Raw genomic sequence first — 16,563 nt, 5'->3', positions numbered from 1 at the left:
GGCGCGTTTCGACAATTCGTCAGGTGATTTAGCCGGACGATTTCCCTATAATAGCGCCACTTCTGACCCCGTAAATATTTCAAAAAAGGTGATTTAACGTGATGGAGATCATCCGTGGAGCCCCGGCACTTTCTGCTTTCAGGGTACAAAAACTATTGCAAGCGTGTGCTGCTGCCGAACTTCCTGTCAGTGACATTTACGCTGAGTATATCCACCTTGCCGACTTAACGGCGCAACTGGATGACGATGCAAAATCTAAATTGGCCAAGATGTTGACCTATGGCCCAAGCATCGAATCTCATGAACCTCAAGGGCAGTTGCTTTTTGTTACTCCACGCCCAGGCACTATCTCTCCTTGGTCCTCGAAAGCGACCGATATTGCCCATAACTGTGGTCTGAACCAAATCAAACGTATCGAACGTGGTATTGCTTATTATATCACCACTGAACAATTAACCGATGCGCAATTTGCGCAAGTTAAAGCCTTGTTGCACGATCGCATGATGGAAATCGTGCTGGACAGCTTTGACGCTGCGGATGTGCTGTTTGCTCGCACTGAGCCCGCACCGTTTATCAGCGTCAATATTCTCGGCGAAGGCCGCCGCGCGTTGGAAGTCGCTAACCGCAATATGGGCTTGGCGCTGGCCGATGATGAAATCGATTATCTGGTGGAAAACTTTGTCAAATTGGGTCGCAACCCGAACGACATCGAGCTGATGATGTTTGCCCAAGCAAACTCTGAACACTGCCGTCATAAAATCTTCAACGCCGATTGGACAATCGACGGTGAAGTGCAGCCAAAATCGCTGTTCAAAATGATTAAAAACACCTTCGAAACCACGCCGGATAACGTGTTGTCTGCTTATAAAGATAACGCGGCGGTAATGACAGGTTGCGAAGCGGGCCGTTTCTTTGCTGATACTGACGGCGTTTACCGTTATCACAATGAGCCAGTCCACATTCTGATGAAAGTGGAAACCCACAACCACCCAACCGCGATCAGCCCATTCCCAGGTGCTGCTACCGGGTCTGGCGGTGAAATCCGTGACGAAGGCGCCACCGGCCGCGGTTCTAAACCCAAAGCAGGTTTGACCGGTTTCAGCGTATCTAACCTGAAAATTCCAGGGTTTGAACAACCGTGGGAAGGTAACTACGGCAAGCCAGAGCGTATCGCTTCAGCGTTTGACATCATGATTGATGGCCCACTCGGCGGCGCAGCGTTCAACAACGAATTTGGTCGCCCAGCGCTGGTGGGGTACTTCCGTACTTACGAGCAGGAAGTTTGCAGCCACAACGGTGTAGAAGTGCGCGGTTATCACAAGCCAATCATGTTGGCTGGTGGTCTGGGGAACATTCGTGAAGATCACGTGCAAAAAGGTGAAATATCAATCGGCGCGAAACTGATCGTGCTCGGTGGCCCTGCGATGAACATCGGCCTCGGCGGCGGTGCGGCATCTTCTATGGCATCTGGCCAATCAAGTGAAGATCTCGACTTTGCTTCAGTACAGCGTGAAAACCCAGAGATGGAACGCCGCTGTCAGGAAGTGATCGACCGCTGCTGGCAGATGGGCGATGCCAACCCAATCCAATTTATTCACGACGTGGGCGCGGGCGGTTTGTCGAATGCATTCCCTGAGCTGGTGAGCGATGCTGGCCGTGGCGGTAAGTTTGAACTGCGTAACGTGCCATCAGACGAACCGGGCATGAGCCCGCTGGAAATTTGGTGTAACGAATCACAAGAACGTTATGTGCTGTCTGTTGCGGCCGAAAACCTCGATACCTTTAAAGCGATTTGTGAGCGTGAACGCGCGCCATTCGCGGTAGTGGGTGAAGCGACTGCAGAAGAACACCTGAGCTTGTCTGATGAGCACTTCGATAACAAACCTATCGATCTGCCGCTGGAAGTGTTGCTCGGTAAAGCACCGAAAATGAGCCGCGAAGCCACTACTCAGAAAGTAACTGGCGTAGCGCTTGAAGAAGACAAGATTGATATCGCCGAAGCAGTAAAACGCGTTCTGACGCTGCCAACCGTTGCTGACAAAACCTTCTTGATCACCATTGGTGACCGTACCGTGACCGGTCTGGTTAACCGTGACCAAATGGTTGGCCCTTGGCAGGTGCCTGTTGCGGACTGTGCTGTGACTGCGGCGACTTTCGACACTTACGCAGGTGAAGCGATGTCGATGGGTGAACGCACTCCGCTGGCACTGCTGGACTTTGGCGCATCTGCTCGTATGGCGGTAGCCGAATCAATCATGAACATCGCCGGTGCCGACATTGGCGAGCTGAAACGCATCAAGCTGTCAGCTAACTGGATGTCTGCCGCAAATCACCCAGGTGAAGATGCCGGTCTCTATGAAGCCGTAAAAGCGATTGGTGAAGAGCTGTGCCCAGAGTTGGATTTGACCATCCCTGTCGGTAAAGACTCAATGTCAATGAAGACCGCATGGCAAGATAACGGCGCTGATAAAGCTGTGACTGCGCCGCTGTCGCTGGTGATCACTGCCTTTGGTGCGGTGCGCGATGTGCGTAACACAGTAACGCCTGAACTGCGCACCGATAAAGGTGACACCGTATTGTTGCTGGCTGATGTCGCCAACGGTGAAACCCGTTTGGGCGGTTCATGCTTAGCGCAAGTATTTGAAGCGCTGGGCGATAAAGCTCCGGATCTGAATGCAGCAGCTGCGCTGAAAGGTTTCTTCAACGTAACCCAACAGCTGGTGGCTGAGCGCAAACTGATCGCTTACCACGACCGTTCTGACGGCGGTTTATTTACCACGCTGACCGAAATGGCCTTTGCTGGTAACACAGGTTTAAAAGTGCAACTGGCTGAGCTGGCAGGCTCTGATTTAGCGCGTCTGTTCAACGAAGAGCTGGGTGCAGTACTGCAAGTATCGAAGGCTGATGCTGCTGCGATTATCGCGGCGTATCAAGCAGCGGGCGTTGCCTGTCATACCGTGGCTGAGCTGAGCGATGATGATCAAATCACCGTGCTTGATGGTGAGCACCAAGTGTATGCAGCTAGCCGCGTGGCACTGCGTCAGCTGTGGTCAGAAACGACTTACCGCATGCAAGCACTGCGTGATAACCCAGAATGTGCCAAAGAAGAGTTCGACCTCAAGCTGGATGCTAAAGATCCAGGTTTGACGGTGAAACTCGGCTTTGACCCAGCGGAAGATGTGGCTGCGCCTTATATTGCCAAAGGCGCTGCACCGAAAATGGCGATTCTGCGTGAGCAGGGTGTTAACTCGCACGTTGAAATGGCAGCTGCGTTTGACCGCGCTGGTTTCGACAGTGTTGACGTACATATGTCAGACATTCTGTCTGGTCGTCTGTCACTGGAAGAGTTCCACGGCTTAGTGGCGTGTGGCGGCTTCTCTTACGGTGACGTGCTCGGCGCCGGTGAAGGTTGGGCAAAATCCATTCTGTTCAACGCCCATGCTCGCGAACAGTTCAGTCGCTTCTTTGAACGCGCTGATAGCTTCGCGCTCGGTGTGTGTAACGGCTGCCAGATGTTGTCTAACCTGAAAGAGATCATTCCTGGCACTGAACACTGGCCGCACTTTGTGCGTAACCGTTCAGAACGCTTTGAAGCACGCTTTAGCTTGGTGGAAATCCAACAGGGTCCATCGCTGTTCTTTAACGGTATGGCGGGTTCACGTATGCCAATCGCGGTAAGTCACGGCGAAGGCCGTGCTGAGTTTGCATCAGTTGCTGCACAACAAACAGCTGAGCAAACCGGTACTGTGGCATTGCGTTATGTGACTGGTAACGGTGATATTGCGACGCAATACCCACAAAACCCGAACGGTTCACCTAACGGTTTGGCAGGTATTAGCTCAGTAGACGGCAAAGTAACGATTATGATGCCGCATCCTGAACGTGTTTTCCGCACTGTAGCCAACTCTTGGCACCCAGATGCATGGGGTGAAGACAGCCCGTGGATGCGTATGTTCCGCAACGCCAGAGTTAATCTTGGCTAATTGCTAACATTTTAAATATCGTCACAAAAAAGGCAGATAAAATTTTTATCTGCCTTTTTTATTTCTCCAACAGATCCATCTTTTTCCATATTTTTTATTAGGTTAGATCTAAAGCTTTATTGCGGAACCGTGTTAACTCGGCATATCTCGTCATTAATATCTTTGTTCGCCTTATTTACGCGTTTTATCGTCTTTTCCAATTTACTTCCGTTTCTTAAATTTAGCGCTGCTGATTCAGTAGGTTATACATTAGTTAATGGTGTATTTGGCTGTGTTAATTTACTTATTTGTAGCAGTCAAATAATCATAATCTATTGAATAATATTGTTTTTTATTTTTTATGGGAGTTGTCGATTGGTTTTGGCTGCACGGAATAATACACAGGATTGATAATGTTAATAATTTGTACTTGGCGACAATCGCTAAAAATGGCCAGTAATTAATTCCATCTCAGCAGCAAATTCTGTGGCGCTTATACATAAGAAAAAATTAATAGATAGACTCAATTGAAAGTAGGTCTAGTTTTTAGATAGCAGCAGATAATTTGTCATAAATTTTTAAATAATATTCTTATTTACAATAGGTTGTGATTTGTTCTGGTTTTCAATGTGGCGTTTTATTTTGCACTATCTCGCACTAAAAGTGGTGTTTATGGCGGTTTGGTGTGTGAATTGGTTGTAATGCTTGTTTTTACCTATTTTTCATCGCTTTTCGTGCTTTCCTAGCATTGATGGCACACTATGTCAATAGGACTTTATTTTGACTGTGTCGTTGCCCGCAAAACCCGTTAAAACTCGAGGCTTTGATTGATTTGAGTCAAAGCTGGGTGGTATAAAATGATGGCAGTTTTCAGGTTTGATTAAGTTTTAACTTGCTGAAAAATAATTAAAAAGTTGTTTTTGAACAAGTGATTAATGTGACCGATAACGCAAAATTTTATTTCAATGTGATTTTAAGCAAATTTTTGCGGGCGAATTGCGATTTTGGACTTTGGTCTAACGTATCGAACGCCTACGAATCATTTTGAGATGTTTCTTCGAGTGTTATGACTCGAAATTAAAAAAAGCAAAATGTCACACTAACGCTATCCTGCTCACCGTCTATCGCTGCGATGGGGATGAACGACGATAGACGGTACACCATGTAAGGAGTCACAAATGATAGTTGGAGAGGTTGTTGAGCTTTCACGCTTTCAATTCGCGTTGACAGCCATGTATCACTTCTTGTTTGTACCTCTGACTTTGGGTATGACTTTTATGTTGGCCATCATGGAGTCTCTCTATGTAATGACCAACAAGCAAATTTATAAAGACATGACCAAGTTTTGGGGAAAATTATTCGGTATCAACTTCGCCTTGGGCGTTGCTACCGGTTTGACCATGGAGTTCGAGTTCGGGACTAACTGGTCTTACTATTCTCACTATGTAGGCGACATCTTTGGTGCGCCGCTGGCAATTGAAGGTTTGATGGCCTTCTTCTTGGAATCTACCTTTGTGGGTATGTTCTTCTTTGGTTGGGATCGTTTCTCAAAACGTCAACACTTAGCGGTAACCTGGTTGACTGCTTTGGGGACTAACCTGTCAGCATTGTGGATTCTGGTAGCTAACGGCTGGATGCAGAACCCTGTCGGTTCCGTCTTCAACTATGAAACTATGCGTATGGAAATGACCAGCTTTGCTGAGTTGGTGCTGAACCCTGTTGCGCAAGTTAAGTTTGTACACACCGTTGCATCTGGTTATGTGACTGGCGCTATGTTTGTACTGGCTATCTCTGCTTACTACATCTTGAAAAAACGCGATCTGCCATTTGCCCGTCGTTCATTCGCAATTGCCGCAAGCTTCGGTATGGCGTCAATCCTGTCTGTTATCGTTCTGGGTGACGAATCAGGTTACCGTATGGGTGAAGTGCAGCGCGTTAAATTGGCCGCTGTAGAAGCTGAATGGCACACTGAGCCAGCGCCAGCATCGTTTACCGCATTTGGTTACCCTAACCAAGAAGAGATGGAAACGAACTTCGCTATCAAGATCCCTTATGCAATGGGTATCATCGCGACGCGTTCTATCGATGAACAAGTGACCGGTATTCACGACTTAGTGGCTGAGCACGAAGCACGTATCCGTAACGGTATGAAAGCTTACGCGCTGCTGGAACAACTGCGCGCGGCGAAGAAAGCTGGTGAACAACCAGATGCTGCTCTGGTCGCTGCATTTGAAGAGAAGAAAGTTGATTTGGGTTATGGCTTGTTGCTGAAACCTTATACCGACAAAGTGGTTGATGCTTCTGAAGAGATGATCAAATCAGCGGCGAAAGACTCAATCCCTGCCGTTGCACCGCTGTTCTACGCTTTCCGCGTGATGGTAGCGTTGGGCTTCGTGATGTTGCTGGTGTTTGCTGCTGCATTCTGGCAGAGCACACGTCATCAAATCGAAGAGAAAAAATGGGTGCTTAAAGCGGCACTGTACAGCTTGCCATTCCCTTGGATTGCGATCGAATGTGGTTGGTTTGTTGCTGAGTATGGTCGTCAGCCTTGGACTGTGTCTGAGATGCTGCCAACCTTCATGTCGGCTTCCAGCCTGAGTGTGGGTGATCTGTGGTTCAGTATCATTCTGGCGACATTGATCTACACCGTGCTGTTGGTTATCGAGTTGTTCTTGATGTTCAAGTTTGCCCGTAAAGGTCCTAGCTCGCTTAAGACCGGCCGCTATCACTTTGAACAACTAGACGCCTGAGCAGAGGGATTAGACCATGTTTGATTATGAAATTTTACGCTTTGTCTGGTGGGCTCTGCTCGGCGTACTGCTGATCGGTTTCTCCGTGACAGATGGCTTTGATATGGGCGTTGGTGCGTTGTTGCCTATCGTGGGTAAAGACGATACCGAGCGCCGTGTGATGATTAACACCGTCGCACCGCACTGGGATGGTAACCAAGTTTGGTTGATCACCGCGGGTGGTGCACTGTTTGCCGCGTTCCCAACTGTGTATGCAGTATCTTTCTCTGGCTTCTATGTGGCGATGATTCTGGTACTGGCATGTTTGTGGTTGCGTCCAGTGGGCTTCGATTACCGTTCAAAAATCGAAAGCCCAACGTGGCGTAAAACGTGGGACTGGTGTCTGTTTGCAGGTGGTTTCGTACCACCATTGGTTATCGGTGTTGCGTTTGGTAACTTGCTGCAGGGTGTACCGTTCCAGTTTGACGAATATCTGCGTGCTTACTACGGTGGCGCCGACAGCAACTGGTTACTGAACCTGATTTATCTGCTCAATCCATTCGGGTTGCTGGCAGGCTTGATCAGCGCTGGTATGTTCATGACCCAAGGTGCTTGCTGGTTGCAAATGAAATCAGAAGGTGAAGTACGCGTACGTGCTTCTAAAATGGCACAGCTGTTGTCAATCTTAGTATTGGTACTGTTCGTTGTTGCTGGTTTCTGGGTAAGCGGTATGGACGGTTATGTACTGACATCAGCTATTGATGGCAATGCGGTTTCTGACCCAACGGTTAAGCAAGTAACAGTACAAGCTGGCGCTTGGATGGCGAACTACGATAAATACCCACTGACTTGGATTTTCCCAATTCTAGGTGTTGTCGCCGCAGCGCTGACATTCCTGACGAGTCGTTTGAATCGTGCTGGTTTTGCGTTCCTGTTCAGCTCTCTGACGATTGCCGGTGTGATCCTGACCTGTGGCGTAGCTATGTTCCCATTTGTGATGCCATCATCACTGGAACCTAATGTCAGCCTGACCATGTGGGATGCGACTGCAAGCCAAATGACGTTGACGGTAATGACCTATGTGGCGATTGTATTCGTACCAATTGTACTGGGTTACACTCTGTGGACTTACTTCAAGATGTTTGGCCGCGTAAGCCGCGAACACATTGAAGCTAACAGCACTTCACTGTACTAAGGAGGAAAACAATATGTGGTATTTCACTTGGATACTGGGTCTGTTGTTAGCATGTGCTTTCGGTATCATCAACGCCCTTTGGCTTGAGAATACTGAGAACATGGACCGCAGCTCTGAAGAGTAAACGCGTGTCATCGTAACATACATAAAGGCTGCCCATGGGCGGCCTTTATTGTTTTTCAACCAGCGCTTATTTGACGCAAATTAATCGCGCTTGGCTAAGGAGACAATTGATGCCACAGGCAATGACGGAGGTTGAAATTCAACAATGGCGTCAGCAACTGAGTGACATCAGTGATACCGCTCTGGAACAGATGTTAATTAGCTGGCTCCGGCAAAGCGAATCTCGTATGCGGGCGTTAGCCGTAGCAGCAAGGCTTAACCTGCCTCAAGGCTACATAGCTGCAGGATTTATTCGAAATCTCGTCTGGGACCGTTTCCACGGCATTACCACCGCGTTAAACGACATAGATCTTATCTATTTTGACCCAAATGATGTGAGTGACGGGATAGAAGCGCATTACCAACAACAACTCAAGCAATGGTTGCCCATTGCGTGGTCAGTTAAAAACCAAGCGCGTATGCATCTTAAACATAAGCATCAACCCTACACTGGCGTTTTACAAGCGATGCGTTACTGGCCTGAGCATGAAACTGCGATTGCCGCCAGATTAAAACAAGGGCAAGTAGAGATTATCCATACGGGTTATCTGCGCTCATTGTTGGCGTTGCAACTGACAAGAAATCCTCATGCGGTTGACGGCGCATTTCAACAGCGTGTAGCGGATAGAGGTTGGCTTGAAATTTATCAACATTTAAAACTGATTTTATAGTATTTAATTAGTGTTTTTCACTGGCTTAGCGTATTAGAAGTTCTGTCATAACTTGCTTACTGTTGACCCTGCTAAAAATAACGAATCGTTATGAAAAACGTCATTTTAATAGTCTAAAAGCTTAATTTATAAGCGATATTTAGAATGGATCTTAGTGGTTTTGTGATCAACTATTCATTGTAATATAGGCTTTTTTTTGACAAATATAAAAATTGATCCAGATCAACGATGTTACTAAAAATAGCTGGCAGGGTAGCGGCGTTTGTTACAAAAAACATGATAAATAATGCGAACATGAGTCGCTACGGAGTGAAACAATGGACAAGAAAATCATTTCAGGAATCATTGCTGCTGCACTTTTTTCTGCTGCTGGAGCAGCAACTGCACATGAAGCAGGTGATATCATCGTACGTGCAGGTGCGGCAGTGGTTGCGCCAAATGAGTCCAGTGACCACGTTGTTACCCCAGATTTGGGCGATCTGGGTGAGTTTGATGTTAGCAACAACACGCAACTTGGCCTGAACTTTGGCTATATGTTGACCGACAATATTGGGGTTGAATTGTTGGCAGCTTCACCATTTAGCCATGATGTGAAATTGGCTGGCGTGGGTAAAATTGCTGAAACTAAGCACCTGCCACCAACTTTGGTGGTTCAATACTATTTCGGTGATGCGCAGTCTAAAGTGCGTCCGTACATTGGTGCGGGTGTTAACTACACCAATTTCTTTGATACTAAGTTTACCAACGATTTAGGCGGCAAGCTGTCTAACCTGTCGATGGAAAACTCATGGGGTTTAGCGGGCCAAGTTGGTATCGACTACCAGGTAACCGACAAACTGCTGGTTAATGCCTCTATTTGGTATGCGCAAATCGATTCTGACGTGTCTTTTGACTATGCTTACGGTGATAACAACGAAAACACCGCAGCAGTGACTATCGGCACAGATATCGACCCATGGGTTTACATGGTGAGCGTTGGCTACGTGTTCTAATGTCGCGGGGGCGATATTAAAAAAGGCGCTAATTGGCGCCTTTTTCTTTACTTACTGCGTTTTTTCTTCTGCTTCCAGTGGCGAGTATTGTAGATGTACTCTGGTAGCCAACGTGTAAGCCAAGCGACGGTTACCCAACGCTTAGTGACAATTACGCGGCGCTTACGACGTAGCAATGCATTAACCGTTTGCCGAGCGACTTCCTCAACCGGCGACAGCCATAATTGTGAGTGTTGCATGGCCGCCTTATCCAGCAAACCGAGCTGAATATCGGTAATGTCGATAGGTAGCTTTAAGCGCTGTGCATGCATCGACAAACCTTCTAAATAGTTAATAGCGAAGGCTTTTGCAGCGTGGAACGCTACGCTTGGACCGCCTCGTAGACCGGCAATTGAATTAATCGCCGCTAGTTGACCATAACCCTGCTCACGAAACAGCCTGAAAAAGGTGTTGCACACAGCAGCAAAGCCTTTGACATTGACGTCGATGATTTCCTGCTCCAACTGCCACGGCAGGTCAGGGTGGTAGGAGTTCAAGCCTGTGTTGACCAACACCAGTTGTGCGCCGCCGACTTGCTGCCATACTTGCTGCAGTTGCGTGATTGTTTGCTCGGCATCGGCAATATTGAGCGGAAACACTTGGGTTGTTTCTGGCAATTGTGTGAGTACATCGTCAAGGCTGGCAGTATCCTGTGCCAGTAATACTAACTTCATTCCGGAAGCTGAAAGCCGTTTCGCAATTTCCTTGCTTAACATAGAACTGGCGCCCACCAGAATCGCTGTAGTTTCAGTCATGGTTTCAACGCGATAGAGAATAAAGTGACATGATAGAAGTTAGCTCAGCTCACCTCAAGAAATAAACATGGATGTATAGACATCCAGAAGTCTTTATGTATGATCTAAGCTTAGAAAGTTTTGGTGGTTCTTTGTTGCAGTCGTGATGTGTCATCTGCACACCGGAATATGTGTTTTCCAGCGCAATAGCGCTTATCGATGTCGTAGAGGCGAAAGATGCCCGTAAAAATACCTGATGATTTACCTGCCGCGAGTATTCTCGAATCTGAAAACATCTTCGTGATGTCAGAAACGCGTGCCGCTAATCAGGATATCAGACCGATGAAGGTACTGATCCTCAACTTGATGCCGAACAAAATCGAGACCGAAACTCAGCTATTGCGCTTGTTGAGTAACTCGCCGCTGCAGATAGATATTGACCTGCTGCGCATTCACGACAAAGTCTCGAAACATACGCCTATGGATCATCTCAACACCTTTTATCGTGATTTTGAGGAGATCAAACATAAGAATTATGACGGTCTGATTATTACGGGAGCGCCACTCGGCCAACTCGATTTTGAAGAGGTCACGTATTGGGATCACATCAAAGAGGTGATTGACTGGTCGCAGACGCACGTAGTGTCGGTGTTGTTCCTCTGCTGGGCGGCGCATGCGGGGCTATTCCATCTCTATGGCCTCAAACGTAAAATCATGGAGCGTAAGTGTTCTGGTGTGTTTGAACATCAGCGGATTAAAGCGCACGTACCGTTACTGCGTGGGTTCGATGATGTGTTTTATGCACCGCATTCACGTTATGCGCAGATGGACGTTGATGAACTGAAAGCAGATCCTAATTTGACCGTGTTGGCGGAGTCTGAAGCGGCCGGTGCTTATATTGTTATCAGCAATGACAACCGTAATCTGTTTGTGATGGGGCATCCTGAATATCGCAAAGGCACTTTGCGAGATGAATATTTCCGCGACTTGGAAGCCGGCATTAATCCAGAAGTTCCGGCCAACTATTTCCGTGATAATGATCCGACGAAAGAGCCGCTAGGGCGCTGGTTCGGCCACGGCAACTTGTTGATCAGTAACTGGCTCAACTATTACGTCTACCAGTTGACGCCATATGATTTGAGCGATCTCAGTGCTATTACCCCTTGGGAAAAAGCCTGAGCACTATCGCGTTAAGAAAAGCCACCTTAGGGTGGCTTTTTTATTGGCTGAATTTGACTTTACCTTTTGGGCAACTTGGGGCCGATTGAACTATATTAGACCAATGGTTAGTTGCTTTACGTTAGCGTAAACGTAATTCTGTGTGCGTTTATTAGTGACATCTTGTGCAATACAAGGTGAACAGGAGCGTCAAATGAAACAACAGTTGGCTGACGATGTGGTCATTGTGGCCGCCCGTCGTACCGCGATGGGAAGCTTTTTAGGTAGTCTGGCTTCCGTTCCCGCCCCAGCGCTTGCCGCTGCCACCATCAAAGCACTATTGGAAGATAGTGCTATCGCACCTGAGTCGATTGATGAGGTGCTCTTAGGTTGTGTGTTACAAGCTGGCATCGGTCAGGCTCCCGCAAGGCAAGCCACTTTGGCTGCTGGATTACCTTTGTCTGTGGGCGCAACCACAGTGAATAAGGTCTGCGGCTCTGGTCTGAAAACCGTTATGCAGGCGTATGACATGATTAAGGCTGGCAGTGCAAATACGGTGATTGCTGGCGGCATGGAGAGCATGAGTCGCGCACCGTATATCATGGATAAAGCGCGCACCGGACAGCGTATGGGACATGGCAAACTCTATGACCATATGTTTGCTGACGGTTTAGAGGATGCTTACACCGGTAGCTCGATGGGCAGTTTCGCGCAGCAAACGGCCGATGAATTTGGGATCAGTCGTGAAGCGATGGACGCTTGGGCGATTCAGTCGCTGGCACGAGCTAACCGGGCGATTGCTGAGGGCGATTTTCAGCAGGAGATTGTTGACGTAGTGATCGCCGGACGTCAGGGTGAAGCTGTGGTCAACGTCGACGAACAGCCGAGTCGTGCTAAGCCAGAAAAAATCCCTACCTTGAAGCCTGCCTTTACCAAAGACGGCACGATTACAGCGGCTAATTCCAGCTCGATTTCCGATGGCGCCGCCAGTGTACTGCTAATGAAACGTTCGCAGGCCGAGCAATTGCAGCTACCGATTCTCGCTACCATTCGCGGCACGGCTTCACACGCACAAGAACCTGCACTCTTTACCACAGCGCCTATCGGCGCACTCAACAAGCTGTTCAAACAACTTGAATGGACGGCCGACTGTGTCGACTTGTACGAGATAAACGAAGCCTTTGCCATGGTCACCATGCTAGCGGTTGATCAGTTGGCGTTGAATGCCGAGCGGGTCAACGTCAACGGTGGCGCTTGCGCGTTGGGGCATCCTATTGGTTGTTCTGGCGCTCGGCTGCTCGTGACCTTGATCCATGCGCTGCGGTTGCGCGGCTTAACACGCGGCATTGCAACCCTTTGCATCGGTGGTGGTGAAGCCGTTGCCGTGGCAATAGAAGTGTAACGGAGGCGGAAAATGTCAGTGCAAGTACATCATTTTATTAATGGCGAGTTCATGGCCGGAGATGGTCAAGAGCAGATCGCTGTGACTAACCCCGCCGACAACAGTGTGATTGCTGAACTTAATATCGCCACAGAAACAGAAATAACACAGGCGATTAATAGTGCTCAGCAGGCATATGAACATTGGCGCAGAGTGCCGGTTTCTGAGCGGGCGCGGTTAATGTTGCGTTACCAACACCTATTGAAGCAACACCACGATGAGCTAGCCACAATTTTATCGCAGGAAACGGGGAAGACCTTTGAGGATGCCCGAGGTGATGTGTGGCGCGGTATCGAAGTGGTTGAGCATGCCGCTAACGTAGCATCTTTGATGATGGGCGAAACGTTGGAAAACGTCGCCAACGGAATTGATAGCTATAGCATTGTACAGCCGCTGGGGGTCTGCCTTGGCATTACCCCGTTCAACTTCCCGGCAATGATCCCTTTGTGGATGTTCCCGATGGCCATTGCCTGCGGTAATAGCTTTATTCTCAAACCTTCAGAGCAAGATCCAATTACGCCAACCCGTTTAGCCGAGCTGTTTGCTGAAGCCGGTGCGCCGCAAGGGATTTTGCAAGTATTGCATGGTGATAGAAGCGTAGTGGAACGCTTAATCGCGGAACCCAAAGTTAAGACAGTGTCTTTTGTCGGTTCTGTCGCTGTTGGACAACAGGTCTATCGCATGGCGACGCAACAGTTGAAGCGGGCGCAGGTGTTTGCTGGCGCTAAAAATCACTGTGTTGTGATGCCTGATGCCAATAAAACTCAAGTGATTAATCAATTGGTCGGTGCGGCGGTGGGGGCTGCAGGACAGCGTTGTATGGCAATCTCAGTGGCAGTATTTGTTGGCGACAGCAAAGGTTGGATTGACGAGTTGCGGGCGGCGTTAAGTCAGGTTTCCCCCGGTCTCTGGGACAGCCCTGGGGCAGCATTTGGTCCGCTGATCAGTCCCGCTGCTAAAGCGCGGGTATTGCGGCTTATTCAAGCGGGCAAAGAGGCTGGTGCAACTTGTTTACTCGATGGCGCAGATTGCAGTGTCGCTGGATACGAAAGTGGTAACTGGGTTGGGCCAACGCTGTTTAGTGATGTGACTGCCGATATGCCTATTTATCGCGAGGAAATTTTTGGCCCGGTACTTTGCTGTATGCAGGTTGATACGCTGGAAGAGGCCATCGCGCTGGTCAACGCCAACCCTTATGGCAATGGCACCTCAATTTTTACCGCGAGTGGTGCGGCTGCGCATCAATTCCAGCAACAGATAGATGTTGGCCAAGTTGGTATCAATGTGCCGATTCCCGTCCCTTTACCGTTTTTCTCCTTCACTGGCTGGAAGGGCAGTTTCTACGGAGATCAACATGCCTACGGTAAGCAAGCAGTGCGCTTTTATACCGAAACCAAGACGGTGACTAGCCGCTGGTTTGCTGACGATGTGGTCAGCTCGCCTAATATGACAATCGCCCTAAAGTAGCAGACGAGGTGATGTGATGGATTTTCGTTTAAACGATGAACAACGCCAGTTTGTTGAGCTGGCCGAGCAATTTGCCGCTGAAAAATTGGCGCCGAACGCTGCGCGCTGGGATGCGGAGCACTATTTTCCAAAAGAGGTTATTCAGCAGGCGGGCGAGTTAGGATTCTGCGCCTTATATTCGCCGCAAGAAGCTGGCGGACTGGGTTTATCACGGCTAGATAGCGCGCTGATTTTTGAGGCGCTAGCCAAGGGCTGTACTACCACCACGGCAATGATCACCATTCATAATATGGCAACCTGGATGATCACCAGTTGGGGCACTGAAGCCATTAAAACTCAATGGGCGCCCGGACTGACCAGCGGCGAACAACTCGCTTCTTATTGCCTGACCGAGCCAAATGCCGGCAGTGATGCGGCCGCCTTAACCACCAGTGCGAAAGTGGACGGTGATGACTACCTGATTAATGGGGCGAAAGTGTTTATCTCGGGGGCTGGCGCTACCGATGTGTTGGTGGTGATGGCGCGCACTGGTGACGCGGGGCCTAAAGGCATCTCAGCCTTGGTCGTTCCGGCAAATGCCGCCGGTATCAGCTATGGCAAGCCAGAAGATAAAATGGGCTGGAATGCGCAGCCTACCAGAGAAGTGACTTTTGATAATGTACGAGTACCGAAAGCCGCATTGCTTGGTAAAGAAGGCGATGGCTTTTGCATGGCGATGAAGGGGTTAGATGGCGGACGGATTAATATCGCTGCCTGTTCGCTGGGGACAGCGCAAGCCGCCATTGACCGTTCGCTTGAATATATGGCCGAACGGCAACAATTTGGTAAACCACTCAGTGCCTTTCAGGCATTGCAGTTCAAACTGGCGGATATGGTCACCGAACTCACTGCGGCGCGGCAGTTGGTATATCTGGCCGCGTCACAGCTAGATTTGCAACACCCTCAAGCCACCACTTATTGTGCAATGGCCAAACGTTTTGCCACCGATGTCGGTTTTGCTGTGTGCGATAACGCGCTGCAGCTTCACGGTGGCTATGGCTACATTCGCGAATATCCATTAGAGCGATATTTCCGTGATTCACGAGTGCATCAAATTTTGGAAGGCACCAATGAGATCATGCGGGTGATCATCGCTCGCAAGCTGTTGGAAAACGGTGCAGCAGCGTTAGCACTATAGGGCGGAGGAATCGATTCATGTCAGGATTACATCATCGCATTGAAGGCCATTGCGCCATCATCACTATTGATAATCCGCCAGCCAATACTTGGACGGCTGAGTCTTTGGCGCAGCTCACCGAATTGCTGCATCAGCTGTCGCAGAACAAGGATGTCTATAGCCTGATTATTACGGGCGCAGGTGAGAAATTTTTCTCGGCGGGTGCAGAGTTGCGCCTGTTTGCTGATGGAAACAAAACCAAAGCCGCCAGTATGGCGCTCGCTTTTGGCGAGGCGTTTGAAACTTTAAGTTCATTTCGTGGCGTTACTATTGCCGCGATTAACGGCTATGCCATGGGCGGTGGTTTAGAAGTGGCATTGGCGTGTGATTTGCGTATTGCAGAGACGCAAGCGCAGATGGCATTGCCAGAGGCATCGGTAGGATTACTGCCATGTGCAGGTGGCACGCAAAACCTTACCGCGCTGGTTGGCGAAGGTTGGGCCAAGCGAATGATCCTCTGTGGTGAGCGACTGGATTCCACTGCAGCGCTTAGCATAGGTTTGGTGGAGCAAGTAGCTGAAACCGGAGACGCGCTCAATGAAGCGCTTAAACTGGCGCAGCTGGTTGAGCGCCAGAGCCCGAGCAGCGTACATGCATGTAAGCAGCTTATTCAGGCTGGGCGTAGCGTGCCGCGTAACAAAGCGCTGCCGCGAGAGCGAGAGCTATTTATTGAGCTATTTGATGGTGTGAATCAGCAAGAAGGCGTCAATGCCTTTTTAGAAAAACGTGCACCGCAATGGCGTAGCAGCTAACGCCTGCTTAGCCAAATAGTATTAGCTTCAGCAGCAAAGATAAAA

General features: G+C 49.0%; 12 protein-coding genes. 11 read left to right on the top strand and 1 reads right to left on the bottom strand.

Going from position 1 to position 16,563, the window contains the following annotated elements; translation table 11 throughout:
* Positions 1–101 precede the first annotated feature (101 nt).
* The 6 genes from purL to ompW all read left to right on the top strand — a co-directional run bounded on the left by purL (position 102) and on the right by ompW (position 9,711).
* The gene (gene purL / locus HR45_RS06205) at positions 102–3,983 is read left to right on the top strand and encodes a phosphoribosylformylglycinamidine synthase (RefSeq protein ID WP_037440857.1); all 3,882 of its coding nucleotides are present in this window, start codon (positions 102–104) and stop codon (positions 3,981–3,983) included.
* 1,157 nt (positions 3,984–5,140) lie between these two features.
* Positions 5,141–6,712 (top strand): cytochrome ubiquinol oxidase subunit I, encoded by a 1,572-nt coding sequence (locus HR45_RS06200; protein ID WP_037440854.1) that lies wholly within the window; start codon positions 5,141–5,143, stop codon positions 6,710–6,712.
* A gap of 16 nt (positions 6,713–6,728) precedes the next feature.
* Positions 6,729–7,886 carry a cytochrome d ubiquinol oxidase subunit II gene (gene cydB / locus HR45_RS06195; RefSeq protein ID WP_037440852.1) on the top strand — a complete coding sequence of 386 codons (1,158 nt, stop codon included), beginning with the start codon at positions 6,729–6,731 and terminating at the stop codon, positions 7,884–7,886.
* Positions 7,887–7,899: 13 nt separating this feature from the next.
* Positions 7,900–8,010, top strand: a complete 111-nt coding sequence (cydX, locus tag HR45_RS19170; protein WP_037440850.1) for a cytochrome bd-I oxidase subunit CydX — start codon at positions 7,900–7,902, stop codon at positions 8,008–8,010.
* Positions 8,011–8,119: 109 nt separating this feature from the next.
* Positions 8,120–8,719: a nucleotidyltransferase family protein gene (locus tag HR45_RS06185; protein WP_162180645.1), complete on the top strand. Its 600-nt coding sequence runs from the start codon at positions 8,120–8,122 to the stop codon at positions 8,717–8,719.
* 317 nt (positions 8,720–9,036) lie between these two features.
* The gene (gene ompW, locus HR45_RS06180) at positions 9,037–9,711 is read left to right on the top strand and encodes an outer membrane protein OmpW (protein WP_037440847.1); all 675 of its coding nucleotides are present in this window, start codon (positions 9,037–9,039) and stop codon (positions 9,709–9,711) included.
* Between the two features lie 47 nt (positions 9,712–9,758).
* On the opposite strand, the gene HR45_RS06175 is transcribed toward ompW, so the two are convergent.
* Positions 9,759–10,505, bottom strand: a complete 747-nt coding sequence (locus HR45_RS06175) for an SDR family NAD(P)-dependent oxidoreductase (RefSeq protein WP_037440846.1) — start codon at positions 10,503–10,505, stop codon at positions 9,759–9,761.
* A gap of 216 nt (positions 10,506–10,721) precedes the next feature.
* On the opposite strand from HR45_RS06175, the gene metA reads away from it, so the two are divergent.
* The 5 genes from metA to HR45_RS06150 all read left to right on the top strand — a co-directional run bounded on the left by metA (position 10,722) and on the right by HR45_RS06150 (position 16,518).
* A complete protein-coding gene (gene metA / locus HR45_RS06170) occupies positions 10,722–11,663 on the top strand; it encodes a homoserine O-acetyltransferase MetA (RefSeq protein ID WP_037440845.1) in 942 nt (313 codons plus the stop codon).
* 193 nt (positions 11,664–11,856) lie between these two features.
* Complete coding sequence (locus tag HR45_RS06165) at positions 11,857–13,044, top strand: thiolase family protein (RefSeq protein ID WP_037440844.1); 1,188 nt, start codon at positions 11,857–11,859, stop codon at positions 13,042–13,044.
* A 12-nt stretch (positions 13,045–13,056) separates the two neighbouring features.
* On the top strand, positions 13,057–14,550 hold the full coding sequence (locus HR45_RS06160) for a CoA-acylating methylmalonate-semialdehyde dehydrogenase (protein WP_037440834.1): 1,494 nt from the start codon (positions 13,057–13,059) through the stop codon (positions 14,548–14,550).
* Positions 14,551–14,566: 16 nt separating this feature from the next.
* Positions 14,567–15,727: an acyl-CoA dehydrogenase family protein gene (locus HR45_RS06155; protein WP_037440832.1), complete on the top strand. Its 1,161-nt coding sequence runs from the start codon at positions 14,567–14,569 to the stop codon at positions 15,725–15,727.
* Between the two features lie 17 nt (positions 15,728–15,744).
* Positions 15,745–16,518, top strand: coding sequence for an enoyl-CoA hydratase (locus HR45_RS06150; RefSeq protein ID WP_037440830.1), 774 nt, complete (start codon positions 15,745–15,747; stop codon positions 16,516–16,518).
* Positions 16,519–16,563 lie beyond the last annotated feature (45 nt).

Source organism: Shewanella mangrovi (genome assembly GCF_000753795.1).
GTDB classification, from domain to species: Bacteria; Pseudomonadota; Gammaproteobacteria; order Enterobacterales; family Shewanellaceae; genus Shewanella; species Shewanella mangrovi.
The sequence above is the reverse complement of the archived record's forward strand: the minus strand, read 5'-3'. Positions and strand labels throughout refer to the sequence as shown.